Source organism: Catellatospora methionotrophica, from assembly GCF_011297335.1.
Lineage (GTDB): Bacteria > Actinomycetota > Actinomycetes > Mycobacteriales > Micromonosporaceae > Catellatospora > Catellatospora methionotrophica.
On the sequence record NZ_JAAOTJ010000031.1, the window covers coordinates 1 to 15107 of the forward strand.

Here is a 15107-nt window from a genome sequence, read left to right on the forward strand (position 1 = left end):
TGTAGGCCATCATCCACGACGGGCACGCCAGGGTCACGAACGAACCCTTCGCCATACCGGCGTTCCAGTCAGCCGACCACGGAGCGATCTTCGCCGACAGACCCTTGTTGATCGCATCGATCGTCAGGTCCCAGGCCTTCTTCACACCGGGGTTCGTCTCCACGACGACCTTGTCGGCGTCGTAGATACCCACCGGCTGCTGGCCCAGAACGGACCGGTACATGATCGTCGGGCCGTCCATCCACGCGGAGCCCTTGATGTTGGCGTTCTTGAACTTCACACCCGTGGCGATGTACTCCTCCCACGTCGGCCACAGCTTCGACACGGCCTCGCGGTCGGTGGGCAGGCCCGCCTTCTCGAAGATGTCACGCCGGTAGCACATCGCCATACCGCCGACGTCGGTGCCGAGACCGACGACCTCACCCTTGGCCGAAGAGCCCTGCTGCCACTTCCACGCCGGCCACTGCGCCTTGATCTCAGCAGCACCGTAGTCGTTCCAGTTGTAGAACTTGCCCGGGTTGGCCGTGAACTGACCCGCCCAGCCCTCCTCGATCGCCTCGATGTCGGCGGCACCGGTGTTGGTCGCCAGATGCGCGGCCAGGTTCTTGTGGTGATCCTCGGCCTTGGTGATCCGCTCCACGATCTCCACATTCGGGTTCGCGGCCATGTACTCCTTGTACAGGTCCTTGTACCCGAACTCACCGAACGTCGCGATGGTGAGCTTGACCTTCTCACCCGGCTTCGCCGGATCGTCACTGCCACCACACGCGGCGGTGCCCAGCACCAGCGCGGCGGCGAGCAGCGGAGCGGCCACGGCCGCGAGACGGCGCCGTGGGCCGGCGCCGGATAGTGCTGAACGCATCGGAGCTCCTCCAGGAACAGGTATAAGGCACGTGCACGAGCAAGAACCGCTGGTCACTCAGAGTTGATCATCCAGAGAGCGCTCCCTGGTTATGGCCTCTGAATTTCGTCCCCCGCCGGGCGACTGTCAAGATGCCGTTGCCGTCTCGTTACAAAGCGCGACCCCCGCGGCAGCGCCGGACAGGCTGCCCGGCCTGCGGACGAGCCCGCTGGGCGGGCCACCGCCGAGTGTCGTGACCAGGCAGTCGTACCGCGACATCCGTTGCCCGGCATCGATCGTGCCGATTTGGCAGCCGCCCCCGGCCCGGCAGCAGGGTCTCCTAGCTGCCCATCCTGACGTCACCACCGCGTTTCGGGAACGTTAACGGCGCTTGCCGCGACGGCCTGGACAGTGACCGCCATTGACATCCGGCCGGTCCTGGACGATTCTGCTGAGAGAGCGCTCCCCCACATGTTTGTCCGACTTGACGCCCATTCGGGCAGCAGGTCGTTGCACGCGGCGACCCGCCGTCCTTCGGCGTCGCCATGCCACGGGACCGGGCATCAGCCCCGACACACCGGTCCCGCCGGCGGGCGGCGTCGCGTGCGTACCGGAAGCGCCGCCGCAGGTCATCGGATCCGCGATCGGCGGGAGCGCCTCCGGGCCTTCCGCGAGGAGCACGGCCCTCGCGGTCTCGAGCCATCCCACAGGAGATGACATGAGATCCGTCCCGAACGCGGCAGCCCCGCCGCGCTCCGTCCCCACCTCCCGCACGCGCTGGTACGCCGTACTGGCCACCTTCGGTGCGGTGCTCGCCTCGTCCTACCTGGCCGTGGTCGCCGGTTCGGCCAACGCGGCCGACCCGCTGATCTCCCAGGGCAAGACGGTCACCGCCTCGTCGGTCGAGAACGCCGTGTTCCCGGCCACCTCCGCGGTGGACGGCGACAACGGCACGCGCTGGTCCAGCGCGTCGTCCGACCCGCAGTGGATCCAGGTCGACCTGGGCGGCACCGCCACCATCAGCCAGGTCGTCCTGCGCTGGGAGGCGGCCTACGCCACCGGGTTCCAGATCCAGGTCTCGGCCACCGGCACGGGCGGCTGGACCAACATCTACAGCACCACGACCGGCACCGGCGGCGTGCAGACCCTCACCGTCAGCGGCTCCGGCCGCTACGTACGCATGAACGGCACCGCCCGCGCCACCATCCACGGCTACTCGCTCTACGAGTTCCAGGTGTACGGCGTCATCGGCGGCGGCACCGGCTGCTCGGGCAACGCCGCTCTGGGCCGCCCGGCCAGCGCCTCGTCGCAGGAGGGCGCGTTCGCCGCGGCCAACGCCGTCGACGGCAGCGCCGGCACCCGCTGGTCGAGCGCGTTCAGCGACCCGCAGTGGCTCCAGGTCGACCTGGGCAGCACGCAGAACATCTGCGGGGTGACCCTGACCTGGGAGGGCGCGTACGCGCGGGCCTTCCAGATCCAGGTCTCGAACGCGGCCACCGGGCCGTGGACGAACATCTACGCCACCACCACCGGCACCGGCGGCACGCAGACGCTGACCGTCTCCGGCTCGGGCCGCTACGTGCGCATGAACGGCACCGCGCGGGCCACCGCGTGGGGCTACTCGCTCTGGGAGTTCGCGGTGCGCACCGGTGGCACGCCGAGCAACCCGCCGTCGTCGCCGCCCCCGGCCTCGCCGTCGGCGTCGCCGTCCACCTCGCCGTCGCCCAACCCGGGCGGGGAGGTGCTGCTGTCGTACAACAAGCCTGGTTTCGCCTCGACCTCGCAGGACGACGGCGCGTGCTGGCAGTGCTTCCCGCTGCGGGCGTTCGACCTGGACCCGGCCTCGCGCTGGGCCACCTCGGCCTGGACCGACCCGGGCTGGATCTACGTCGACCTGGGCGCGACCGCGCAGATCAAGCGGGTCGTACTGCAGTGGGACCCGGCGTACGCCACCTCCTACCAGCTGCAGACCTCGGCTGACGCGGTGAACTGGACACCCATCTACACCACCACCACGAGCACCGGGTTCAAGCAGAACATCACCGTCAACGGCACCGGCCGCTACGTGCGCATGTACGGCACGGCCCGGTCCAACGGCTACGGCTACTCGCTCTGGGAGTTCCAGGTCTACGGCACCGGCGGCGCCCCGACCACGCCCCCGGCGCAACCGGCCAACCCGACGTTCCCGGCCACCAACCTGGTCTTCTCGGACGAGTTCAACGGGGCGGCGGGCAGCAAGCCGGACGGGTCCAAGTGGACCATCGACACCGGCACCGGCCAGAACGCCGAGCTGCAGTACTACACGAACAACAACAACGCGAACATGAACGGCGCGGGCCAGCTGGTGATGGAGGCCCGTCGCGAGGCCGCGGGCGGGATGCAGTACACCTCGCACCGGATGAACACCGGCGGCAAGTTCACGTTCCAGTACGGCCGGGTCGAGGCCCGGGTGAAGGTGCCCAAGGGCAACGGCTTCTGGCCGGCCTTCTGGATGATGGGCGCCGACTTCCTGCCGCCCACCAGCCGCCCGTGGCCGTACAACGGCGAGATCGACATCATGGAGATCCTCGGCCGGGACACCACCCGCAGCTACACCACGCTGCACGCGCCCGCCTACAACGGCGGCGCGGGCTACGGCCTCGAGAAGGTGTGGGGCATCGACCTGTCGGCCGATTACCACGTCTACGCGGCGCAGTGGGACAGCAACGGGATCCGCTTCTTCGTCGACAGCACGGAGGTGTTCTACGCGAGCAAGGCGACCGTGGAGGCGACCCGCGGACCGTGGGTCTACGACCACCCGCACTACATGATCCTGAACCTCGCCGTGGGCGGTGACTGGCCCGGCTCGCCCGACGCCAGCACGCCGTTCCCGGCTCAGATGCTGGTCGACTACGTCCGCGTCTACAAGTAGCAGACCGCCGGCAGGGGGCCCCGCAGCCCCGCAGGGCCCCCTGCCCCCAACGGAAACCCGTCCGTCCCATTCCCGTAGGGAGCTCACCATGAATCGTCTCGCACCGATTCCTGGCCGCCGGCGGCTACGTGCCGCTGGGCTAATCGCCACCGTCACGGCCGTCCTCGCAACTTACCTGGTGACCACCAGTGTTGGTGCGGCCGCGGCCGAGATCTCGCTCTCACAGGGCAAGCCGGTCACGGTCTCCTCGACCGAGAACGGCGGCACCCCCGGCTCGGCGGCCGTCGACGGCAACGCCGGCACCCGCTGGTCCAGCGCATTCTCCGACCCGCAATGGATCCGCATCGATCTCGGCAGCAGCCAGGCGATCACCCGGATCTTCCTGGACTGGGAGGGCGCGTACGCGCGCAACTTCCAGCTGCAGAGCTCGGCCGACGGCAACAACTGGAGCACGTTCCACACGACGACCAACCACAACGGGGCGGACCAGTCCCTCACCGTCAACGTGACGACCCGCTACGTCCGCCTGTACGCGACCGCCCGTGCCACCCAGTACGGCGTCTCGCTGTGGGAGTTCGGCGTGTTCGGGCAGTCCAGCGGCGGCGGTGGCGGCGGTGGCGGCCCCATCGTCCGGGTGTCGGAGTTCCTGGCCGACTGCCCGTTCACGCACCGGCTGCCCGACGACCCGATCGTCTTCCCGGGTCTGCCCGGCGGGTCGCACATGCACGACTTCATGGGCAACACGTCCACCAACGCGTTCTCGACGTACACGAGCCTGGCCAACGCGGGCACGAACTGCAACCCGATCGAGGACCTGTCGTCGTACTGGGTGCCCACCATGTACGTCGACAACGTGGCGGTCGCCCCGACCGGCACGACCTTCTACTACCTGGGTGAGGGCGTGCGCGACGACATCATCGCGCAGATCCAGTCCCTGCCCGTCGGCCTGCGCATCGTGGCCGGCAACGCCCAGGCCACCAGCGGCGACCAGTCCATCGCGCGCTGGTCCTGCCTGCACCACAACGAGATCCCACCGGGCAAGGACTTCGTCAACTGCCCCGCGGGCTCGATGCTGGAGTCGTACCTCGACTTCCCGCAGTGCTGGGACGGTGTCAACCTCGACTCCGCAAACCACAAGTCCCACATGGCGTACCCCGTCGCCGGGGCCTGCCCGTCCAGCCACCCCGTCCCGGTGCCGAAGCTCCGCCAGGTGCTCCGTTACCCCGTCTCCGGCGATCCCGCCCGGATCCGCCTGTCCTCGGGGCGCGGCTACACCATGCACGGCGACTTCTTCAACGCCTGGCCCGCCGCGGAGATGGACCGCCGGGTCCGCGACTGCATCCGCCCCATCATCAAGTGCGGCGCCAACGGTCGTCCCTGACCTGACCCGCACCTGAGACGACACCGGCCGGGGCGGAACCCCTCTCCCGCCCCGGCCGGTGCCACCCCCTCCCCCAAGTGCGACGATCTCGCGCGGACGTCGGGGGAACGACGACAGTTCCACAAGATCGCCGCTGGCAGCCGGGAGGTCCGCGATGAGATCGATGGTGTACGCGTGCGCGCTGGTGCTCCTGCTCGCGGGCTGTGGCAGCACCGCACCGGCTCCGGTCGTGGCGGTCAGCCCGCCCGCGGTCGCCGAGGCGGGCGCGATCAGCACCGACGTCGCCTGGACGCAGCTGATGATCGCGCTCGATCAGCGCATGCTGGCAGCCCTGGAACTGGCTCCGCAGCGTACGGCGAACCAGGCCCTGGAGACGTTCGCGGCGGACGTGGCCCGGCGGCACGAGGCCGAGGTGGTCCGGTTGCGCGAGCTGTTGCAGGCGACCGGCGCACCGGAGACCAACCCGCACGAGGGCCACGACATGCCCGGCATGATCACCAAGGAGAACCTGGACCTGCTGGCCGGCAAGTCCGGCGCGGCGTTCGACACGATGCTGGCCGACAGCCTGCGCGCCCACTTCGAGCAGTGCCGCATGCTGGCGGGCTCGGAGCAGTCCGCCGGGGCCGACCCGTCCGTCAAGGCACTGGCCGCCTCCGTCGAGACCACCCGCCAGGCCGACCTGGACCGCCTGTCGACCCTGGTCCCGTGACCGCCGCCGGGTCCGCCGCCGGGTCCGCCGCCGGGTCCGGCCGACGGTTCATGATCGCCGCTTCAGGTCAAGATCTGCGGTCTGACGCCAGATCATGACCCGAAACAGCGATCTCCCCTTCCACAGCGCCCCCCACGGATCAGGCGGACTCCCGCTTGATGAGCCGGGGGTGGAAGATGACGGAGCGGGGTTTGGGGTCGGCCTTGCCGATGCGGGACAGCAGCAGGCGCGCCATCTCGGCCGCCATCTCCTCCAGCGGCTGGTGGATGGTGGTCAGCTGGGGGCGGCACTGCAACGCGGCGATGCTGTTGTCGAAGCCGACCACCGCCACCTCGTCCGGCACCCGGCGGCCCAGGTCGCGCAGCGCCTGCAGGGCACCCTCGGCCATCAGGTCGTTGGCGACGAACAGCCCGTCGATCTCCGGGTGCGCGGCGAACAGCTCACGCGCGGCCTGCTCCCCGCTGGCGCGGGTGAAGTTGCCGGCCGCCGACGGCACGTACGCGTGCCCGTGCACGGCCAGCGCGGCCCGGAACCCGGCGAGGCGGTCCTGGCTCGACGGCATGTCCAGCGGGCCCGAGATGGTGGCCAGGTGGTGGCGGCCGATCGCGAGCAGGTGCTCGGCGGCGAGCTTCGCGCCGACCTGCTGCTCGACGTCGACGTAGCTCATCGGCAGCGGCTTGCCGGGCCGGGCCGACAGCACGGCGGGGATGCCCAGGTCGCACAGCTGCTGCGGGAGCGGATCCTCGTCGCTGCTGGAGATGAGCAGGACCCCGTCGACGTGCCCCTGGCGCAGGTAGCGCAGCACGTGGTGGTGGGCCGGGGACTCCGCGGGCATGATCACCAGGTGGATGCCCTCGGGCCGCAGCACCTCCAGCGCCCCGGCGGTGATCCGCCCCAGGAACGGGTCGGTGAATATCCGGTTCAGGAACGGCTCGCTCTGCTCGGTGCGGTCGTCCGGTTCGGACACCACCAGCGCGACCGAGTCGGTGCGCCGGGTGACCAGGGAACGCGCGGCGAGATTGGGCACATAGCCGGTGGCGTCGATCGCCCGCTGAACCAGTTCACGCAGATCGGGGTCGACGGTGGACACGCCATTGATCACGCGGGAGACCGTGGAGCGCGACACCCCCGCCCATTCGGCGACCTCTTCCAGCGTCGGGGAGCGCTGGCCGTCAGGTCGACTAATCGTCATGCTGTCATTTATAGCAGGTATTCCAGGGAGCGCTCTCTCCAAGGTCGTTTATAAATTCTTCGCAGGTCAGCGTCGAAATACAAGGCATGCGCATTGGGCTGGACTGAACCGGTTGACCTAGATCACGACAAGGCGTTCGGCGGCAGGCCTTTCGCCGTTGTCGCGGCGAAACGCGCCGCCGATCGGGCTTCGGTCGATGCCGCGCGGCGCGCCACCGCCTAGAGTCGCCGCATGCGCGACATCACGGGCCACACCTGCCCATCGTGCGGGGGGCGACACGACGACCCGCCGCTGGCCTACCGCACCGCGGCCCCCGCGCACTGGACGGACGCACTGGCCGAGGACCCGAACAGTGAACTCACCCCGGATCTGTGCGTCATCGGGGGACGGCACTTCTTCGTGCAGGGCAATCTGGAGATCCCGATCCTCGGCAGCGCCGACGTGTTCACCTGGGGCGTATGGGTGTCGCTGAGCCCCGCCAGCTTCGCCCGCACCACCGACCTGTGGGACGAACCCGGCCGCGAGTCCGAGCCGCCATACTTCGGCTGGCTGTCAACCGAACTGCCCGGCTACCCCGTCACCACCCTGAACCTGAAGACGAACGTGCACACCCGCCCCGTCGGCCACAAGCCGCTCGTCGAGGTCGAGCCCACCGACCACCCCCTGGCCGTCGACCAGCGCACCGGCATCCCCCTGACCCACGCCCACCACCTCGCCGACCTGATCCGCCACTGACCCCGGGTCGGGGGCGCAGGACGGGACCGGGGGACGGCCGAGGTGTGTCGGCGGGACGCGCGGTCCGGGCAAAGGTTCTATTCTGGTTGTCGAGGGCAATTCGGGTTTGTCGGTCATTTATCGGCGAGGCTGGGGCGTTTGACGGATTCCGGGGCGGACGATGGGCAGCAGCGGCGAGCATCCGGCAGGAGGCCCGCCGTTCGACGCCGACCGGGTCGAGATGCTGCACGACAGCGTCAGGACCTGGGCCTACCGGCTTCGCCTGCCCGCGAACCGGTCCGTGGTGGTCAAGCAGCCGCGCGGGCCTGACGCGCTCAAACGGCTCAAGCACGAGGCCTCGATCCTGCGCCGCCTGCGCGGCGCGCAGGGCGTCGTGCAGCTCGTGCCCGAACCCGTGATCGAGGGCGCGCTGGTGCTCCAGGACGCCGGCGGCACCACGCTGGACCGGCGTCCGATGCCGCTGCCGCTGCCCGAGGTGCTGGCCATCGCCGCGGGCCTCGCCGACGCCCTCGCCGCCGTGCACCACCGCCATGTCGTACACCGTGACGTCTGCCCCGCCAAGATCGTGGTCACCCCGTCCGGTGGTGTGCTCCTGATCGACTTCGAGCTGGCGTCGACGTTCGCCGAGATCCGGCCCGAGTTCGCGCACCACAACGAGATCGTCGGCACGCTGGCCTACCTGGCCCCCGAGCAGACCGGCCGCACCGGCCGACCCGTCGACCAGCGCGCCGACCTCTACGCCCTCGGCGCGACCATGTACGAGCTGGTCATCGGCGAACCGCCGTTCGGCAGCGGCGACCCGCTGCGGCTCAGCCACGCCCACCTGGCCCGGATGCCCGTGCCACCGGCCGAGGCCGACCCCGAGGTCCCCGCCGGGCTGTCCGACGTGATCATGCATCTGCTGGAGAAGGAGCCCGACAACCGTTACCAGACCGCTGAAGGGCTGGCCCACGACCTCGCGCTGCTCCGTGCCGCCGGGCCGGGCGAGTCGCCCCCGTTGCGGGTCGGCGCGGCGGACGTGCCGATGCGCCTGCTGCCGCAGTCGCGCATCATCGGCCGCGACCCGGAGATCCGGGCCCTGGGCGCGGCGTTCACCGACGCGATGACCGGGCTCAGCCATGGGCTGCTGGTCAGCGGCCCGGCCGGGGTCGGCAAGACGTCGCTGGTCGACGAGCTGCGCCCGATCGCGTCCGGCAGCGGCGGCTGGTTCGTGTCCGGCAAGTTCGACCAGCACCGCCGCGACCTGGAGTTCGACGGGGCGGGCCAGGCCGTCCGCGCACTGGGACGGCTACTGCTGGCCGAACCGGAGGAGGAGGTGGCCGACCTGCGGCAGCGGCTGCGCCAGGCGCTGGGGCGCAACGCCGGGCTGCTGGCCGCGGTGCAGCCGGAGTTCGCGCTGCTGATGGACGTCGAGCCGGATCCCACCATCGGCGACGCGCTCTACGCCCAGGCCCGGATGCAGCGCATCGGCGTGGACCTGCTGACCACGGTCGCGTCGCCGAAGCGTCCCATCGTCATGTTCGTCGACGACGTGCAGTGGGCCGCCCGCACCACGCTCGGCTTTCTCGACATGCTGGTCGCCGAGGGCCCGCCGGACGGGCTGCTGCTGGTGCTGGCGTACCGCGACGACGAGGTCGGCGCGACCCACCCGCTCACCGCGATGATCACCCGGTGGCGGCAGCAGGGCGTCGAGCCGCAGCGGATCGTGCTGGGCAACCTGCCCCGGGCCGGCACCGCCGAACTCGTCGGCGACCTGCTGCAGCTCGACCCGGCCGACGCCGAGGCGCTGGCCGAACCCGTCACGCAGCGCACCCGGGGCAACCCGTACGACACGGTCGAGCTGATCAACTCGCTGCGCCGGGCCGGGGTGCTGGTGCTCGGGGACGAGGGCTGGACCTGGGACACCGCCAACCTGTCGCGGCATCTGCGCCAGGCCAACGTCGTCGACCCGTGGACCACCCGGCTGCGCGGCCTGCCGACCCGCACCCGGCTGCTGGTCGAGATCATGGCCTGTCTCGGCGGGCGGGCCGACATGGACCAGCTGTCGATCGCCGACGGGCACCCCGAGCCCGACACCGAGGAACTGCTCGCGCCCGCGCTCGACGAGGGCCTGCTGGTGCTGGAGCCCGCCGAGCCGGCCGACGCGGTCCGGTTCCGCCACGACCGGGTGCACCAGGCGATCCTCGACGGGCTCACCGCGTCGGCGAAGTCGGCCCTGCACCTGGGCCTGGCCCGGCGACTGGCCCCGCATCCCGAGTACGCCGAGGTCGCCGCCCACCAGTACTACGCCGTCGCCGAGCACGTGCACGAGCCGCGGGAACGCCGCCGCGTCAGCGCCCTGCTGGCGTACGCCGCGGAGCAGTCCCTGGTGGTGAGCAACCACGCCATGGCCGAGCGCTACCTGGCCGTCGCCATCGACTTCGCGGACCCGGCCGATCGGGGCAACCTGATCACGCTGCAGACCCGGCGGCACGCCTCGCTCTACAGCCTGGGCCGCCTCGACGAGGCCGACGCGGTGTACGCGGCGATCGACCGGCTGTGCGACCATCCCGCCCAGCACGCCGACGCGACCCTGGTGCAGGTCAGTGGCCTGACGAACCAGGGCCGCGCCGCCGAGGCCGTGGCGCTGGGCCTGGAGATGCTGGGCCAGCTCGGCTTCGCCGCGCCACCGCCCGAACGGGTCGCCGCCGAGATCGACGAAGGGCTCCGCCTGCTGGACCGCTGGCTCGACGGCGACCCCGGCGACGACCTGCGCCGCCCCGAGGTGACCGACCCGGACCTGCTGGCCACCGCCGCGCTGATCAACCGCATGATGGCCCCGGCGTTCTTCAGCGACCAGGACACCCTGGGCTGGCTCACCCTGCAGGCGCTGCGCATGTGGCTGGTCCACGGTCCGATCACGACCCTGGTCGGGCCGCTCGCCCACCTCACCTTCGTGACCGTCGGCCGCCGCGGCGACTACCGCACCGGGCACCGGGCCCTGCGCCGGGTGATCGCCGTCGGCGAGGCCCGCTGCTACGAGCCCGACACCTCCCAGGCCCGCTTCCTGTACGCGCTGAGCACCGGCCACTGGTACGAGCCGCTGGAGGACAACGTGCGGCAGGCCCAGCTGGCCCGCGAGGGCCTGCTGCACGGCGGCGACCTGCAGAAGGCCTGCCACACCTACTACGTCTCGGTGTACGAGCTGCTCGACTACGCCCCGACCCTGGACGGCTACCTCGCCGAGGTCGACGCCGCGCTGGCGTTCGCCACCCGCACCGGCAACGACCAGTCCACCGACGTCTACCTGCCCTACCGGCGGCTGGCCGGCATGCTGCGCGGCGAGCCCAGCCCGGCCGACGACGCGGAGCCGCTGCCCGAAGCCCTCGCGGGCAACCCGGTCGCCGTGTCGAACGTGCACGTCACCAGGGCGCTGGGCGCGGCGCTGCTCGACGACCTGCCCGCCCTGCACCGCCACATCGAGGCCGCCACCGCGCTGCTGCCGGTGAACCCGTCGACCTACCCGGTCGCCCTCGCCCGCCTGCTGCGCGGCCTCGACCTGGCCGAGCAGGCCCGCACCGGGCCGCCGGACGGCCGCGCCGCCCGGCTGGCCGCCCTCGACGACACGGTGGCCTGGTTCGCCGCCCGTGCCGCGGACGCCCCGGTCAACTTCGCCCACACCCTGCTGCTCCTGCGGGCCGAGCGGGCCTGGGCGGGCGGTGACTTCCAGACCGCCGCGCAGTCCTACGACGCCGCCCAGCACGCGGTCGCCGCCCGGGGACGCCCCTGGCACCAGGCCCTGGCGCTGGAGCGCTCCGCCCGGTTCTACCTGGCCCACGGCATGCAGGTGGCCGGGACGAGCATCCTCAACGCGGCCCGGCAGGCGTACCACGCCTGGGGCGCCACCGCGAAGGTCGCCCAGCTCGACCGCACCCACCCGACGGCGCCGTGGCTGTCCGGCCTGCGGCCGCCGACGAGCGGGCAGGTCCCGGACGCCGGGCCGCAGGTCCCGCTGCTGTCGGGCACCATCGACCTGCTCGCCATCCTCGCCGCCTCCCAGGCGCTGAGCTCGCAGACCACCTTCGACGGCGTACGCGCCCGCGTCGTCGACGTGCTCAGCGAGATGACCGGCGCGACAGCGGTGCACCTGCTGCTCTGGGACGACGAGCGGCAGCGCTGGTCGGTGCCCGCGACGCCGCCGGACAGCGGGCGCCCGGCCGTGCCCGCCTCGGTGATCCGCTACGTCGAGCGCACCCGCGAACCCCTCGTCGTCGGCGACGCGACCCGCGACGACCGGTTCTCCCGCGACCCGTACTTCGCCGAGCTCGACTGCTGCTCGCTGCTGGTGGTGCCGATCGTCAACCGGGGCGAGCGGCAGGCGCTGCTGGTGCTGGAGAACCACCTCATCCGCGAGGCGTTCTCCGCCGAGCGCCTGGACGCGGTCCGGCTGGTCGCCGGGCAGCTCGCGGTGTCGCTGGACAACGCGTCGGTGTACGCGTCACTGGAGCGCAAGGTCGCCCAGCGCACCGAGGAGCTGACCACGGCCAACCGGCGGCTCGAGACGCTGTCCACCACCGACGCGCTCACCGCGCTGGCCAACCGGCGGCGGCTGGAGGACATCCTGCACGCCGAGTGGGACGGCGCGCTGCGCCACGGCAGGCCGCTGGCCCTGGCGATGGTCGACATCGACCACTTCAAGCTCTACAACGACCACTACGGCCATCCCGCCGGGGACGAGTGCCTGCAGCGCGTCGCCGCCGAGCTGACCCGCAACCTCCGCGACGGGGACCTGGTCGCCCGGTACGGCGGCGAGGAGTTCGCGGTGGTCATGCCCGGCCTGGACATCGAGGCCGCGCGCCGTACCGCCGAGCGGCTGCGGGCCGCGATCTCCGGGCTGCGCGAGCCGCACGTGCTGGCCCGCTCGGGCATCGTCACGGTCAGCATCGGCGTGGCCGCGATGACGCCGCGTGCCGACCGCGACCCCGACGACCTGGTCGGCCTCGCCGACGTCGAGCTGTACCGCGCCAAGCGCAACGGCCGCGACCAGGTCCGCGCCGCCGCCTCCTGATCGCCGCCTCAGGATGCGGCGAGCAGGTCCGGGGTGATGTCGGCGAGGCTCGCGCAGCCGGTCAGGGCCATGGTGAGGTCCAGCTCGGCGCGCAGGTTCTGGATCACCTGGCGTACGCCGTCCGCGCCCGCCAGGGCCAGCCCGTAGAAGTAGGGGCGGCCCACGCAGACCGCACGCGCGCCCAGGGCCAGTGCCTTGAACACGTCCGCGCCGCCGCGTACGCCGCTGTCGAACAGCACCGGCGCCCGCCCGCCTACCGCCTCGACGACGCCCGGCAGCGCGTCCAGCGCACCGGTCGCGCCGTCGACCTGGCGACCGCCGTGGTTGGACACGATCACCCCGTCGACGCCCGCGTCCAGCGCCCGGCGGGCGTCGTCGGGGTGCTGCAGGCCCTTGAGCAGGATCGGCAGCCGGGTCATGGTGCGCAGCCGGGCCAGGTCGCCCCAGGTCAGGTCCTGCCGCGAGAAGACGTCCAGGAACGTCTCGACGGCGGCGCGCGGCAGCGGCGAGCGCAGGTTGCGCAGCATCGGCCCGGGGTGGGTGCGCGCGATCGAGAACAGGGAGCGCACCGCCGCGGCCGTCACCTTCGGCTTGGGACCGGATCGCGGCTGCCCGGCCCGTTCGGCGGCCAGCCGCAGGAACACCGGGTCGCTGGTGTACTGCGCGATGCCCTGGCCCTGGCTGAACGGCAGCGAGCCCAGGTCCAGGTCGCGGGCCCGCCAGCCGAGCACCGTCGTGTCGAGGGTGACGACCAGCGCCTCGCAGCCGGCGGCCTCCGCGCGGGCCAGGAAGCTCGCGACCAGCTCGTCGGACCTGCTCCAGTAGAGCTGGAACCAGCGCGGGGCGTCGCCCATCGCGGCCGCGCACTGCTCCATCGACCGGGACGCCTGCGTGGACAGGATGTACGGCACACCCTCGGCTGCCGCCGCCCGCGCCACGGCCACGTCCGCCTCGGGGTGGGCCAGTTCCAGCACCCCGATCGGGGCCAGCAGCAGCGGCGACGTGAGCCGCCGGCCGAACAGCTCGACGGAGGTGTCGCGCGCCGACACGTCGCGCAGCATCCGGGGCACGATGCGGTGGCGGTCCAGGGCGCGGCGGTTGGCGTCGGCCGTGGCCTCCAGCCCGGCGCTGCCCGCTACGTACGCGTACGCCTTGGGCGACAGCACCCGCGCGGCGCGGCGCTCCAGCTCGGGAAACGCCGTCGGCACGGCCGGGCGGCCGCCGCTGACGCCGTCACGGTAGATCACGCCCTGGCGGAGTCGGCCCCAGCCGCCCGCGGCCCGCACGGCGGGGTCGAGATCGTCGGCGGAGTTCGGCTGGCCGGAATCGTTCATCGGGTCCTCGCAGGGGGTGCGTCAGCGGTCGCCACAGCCCGACGGCGCGCGGCGGTTCGCAGATCATGCCATCCCGGCCGGTCAGGCCGCGCCATGGCGGGCGAGCACGGCGACCGCGCCCCGGGCCGCCTGGACCGTCTCCGGACCCGCGTCGCCGGGCAGTTTGGGCAGGCCGGCGGTGATGGTCACCTGGTGCCGGAGAACGGGGTGGATCGGGGTGGTGGCGACGAACAGCGTCGCCATGCCGTCGTGGGCGGTGCCCTCGTCGAGGCGGAACACGTACGCCGGGTTCACCACCGGGGTGGCGTGGGTCGCGTGGGCGGCCAGGTCGTCGGCGACACACCACCACGGCTGCGGTTCGCGGCCGGTCCAGTGGTGGTCGCCGAACAGGCCGTGCACCGCCAGCCGGAACCGGTGGCACACCGTCACCGCCTCGCGCAGCCGCTGCTCCAGCTGCCCCAGCGTCTCCCCGGGCGGGGGCGGCGCGAGCAGGTCGTCCAGCCGCCCGGACAGCCACGTGGTCAGCACCTCGTGCAGCACGAACCGCCAGGCGTCGACGGCCGCGCCGGTGGCGAACGTCAGCGCCTCGCGCAGCAGCCGCAGCCGCTCGGCGCAGTCCGGCCACAGCTCCAGTGGCGGCGGGCCGGTACACGGCACCGTCGTCGCGTGGCGGCGGGCCGTGAAGTCGACGACGGCCCGCAGCGGGCCTCCCGCGATCAGGTTCACGTCCTGGCGGTTGTCCGACCACTCCCATTTGGACTGCCCGTCGAGCAGGCTCGTGTACAGCGGATCGGTCAGTCCGTCCTCGAACAGCCAGCCGCCCGGCGACCGGGTCGCGGCCCGGGTGACCTCGGTGACGAACAGCAGCGCGTCGGCGTAGCGCCGGGGCGCGTCGCGCACGTCCATCCGTGCTCCCTCCCTGGCAGACGACTCACACCGTACCCGCCGTCCGAACGC

At 72.0% G+C, this 15107-nt stretch carries 9 protein-coding genes; 5 read left to right on the forward strand and 4 right to left on the reverse strand.

Annotation, left to right across the window (positions count from 1 at the left end; translation table 11 throughout):
• The coding region (locus HAV40_RS35275; protein ID WP_166388645.1) for an ABC transporter substrate-binding protein at positions 1 to 862 on the reverse strand (862 nt) is incomplete at its 3' end.
• A gap of 697 nt (positions 863 to 1559) precedes the next feature.
• Between HAV40_RS35275 and HAV40_RS35280 the strand changes: the two genes are divergently transcribed.
• The 3 genes from HAV40_RS35280 (at position 1560) to HAV40_RS35290 (ending at position 5842) form a co-directional block, all read left to right on the forward strand.
• Positions 1560 to 3752 carry a discoidin domain-containing protein gene (locus HAV40_RS35280; RefSeq protein ID WP_166388646.1) on the forward strand — a complete coding sequence of 731 codons (2193 nt, stop codon included), beginning with the start codon at positions 1560 to 1562 and terminating at the stop codon, positions 3750 to 3752.
• 178 nt (positions 3753 to 3930) lie between these two features.
• On the forward strand, positions 3931 to 5133 hold the full coding sequence (locus tag HAV40_RS35285; protein WP_239087065.1) for a DUF1996 domain-containing protein: 1203 nt from the start codon (positions 3931 to 3933) through the stop codon (positions 5131 to 5133).
• A 154-nt stretch (positions 5134 to 5287) separates the two neighbouring features.
• Positions 5288 to 5842: a DUF305 domain-containing protein gene (locus HAV40_RS35290; protein ID WP_166388648.1), complete on the forward strand. Its 555-nt coding sequence runs from the start codon at positions 5288 to 5290 to the stop codon at positions 5840 to 5842.
• A gap of 139 nt (positions 5843 to 5981) precedes the next feature.
• Here the strand turns inward: HAV40_RS35290 and HAV40_RS35295 are convergent, their stop codons facing one another.
• The gene (locus tag HAV40_RS35295; RefSeq protein WP_166388649.1) at positions 5982 to 7034 is read right to left on the reverse strand and encodes a LacI family DNA-binding transcriptional regulator; all 1053 of its coding nucleotides are present in this window, start codon (positions 7032 to 7034) and stop codon (positions 5982 to 5984) included.
• 231 nt (positions 7035 to 7265) lie between these two features.
• Here HAV40_RS35295 and HAV40_RS35300 point away from each other — a divergent pair, with 231 nt between their 5' ends.
• Together HAV40_RS35300 and HAV40_RS35305 are read left to right on the forward strand one after the other, a co-directional pair.
• A complete protein-coding gene (locus tag HAV40_RS35300) occupies positions 7266 to 7769 on the forward strand; it encodes a DUF2199 domain-containing protein (RefSeq protein WP_166388650.1) in 504 nt (167 codons plus the stop codon).
• A 160-nt stretch (positions 7770 to 7929) separates the two neighbouring features.
• On the forward strand, positions 7930 to 12816 hold the full coding sequence (locus HAV40_RS35305) for a diguanylate cyclase (RefSeq protein ID WP_166388651.1): 4887 nt from the start codon (positions 7930 to 7932) through the stop codon (positions 12814 to 12816).
• Between the two features lie 8 nt (positions 12817 to 12824).
• Here the strand turns inward: HAV40_RS35305 and HAV40_RS35310 are convergent, their stop codons facing one another.
• Complete coding sequence (locus HAV40_RS35310) at positions 12825 to 14150, reverse strand: lactate 2-monooxygenase (protein WP_166388652.1); 1326 nt, start codon at positions 14148 to 14150, stop codon at positions 12825 to 12827.
• Between the two features lie 81 nt (positions 14151 to 14231).
• Positions 14232 to 15056: a hypothetical protein gene (locus HAV40_RS35315; protein ID WP_166388653.1), complete on the reverse strand. Its 825-nt coding sequence runs from the start codon at positions 15054 to 15056 to the stop codon at positions 14232 to 14234.
• Positions 15057 to 15107: the final 51 nt, after the last annotated feature.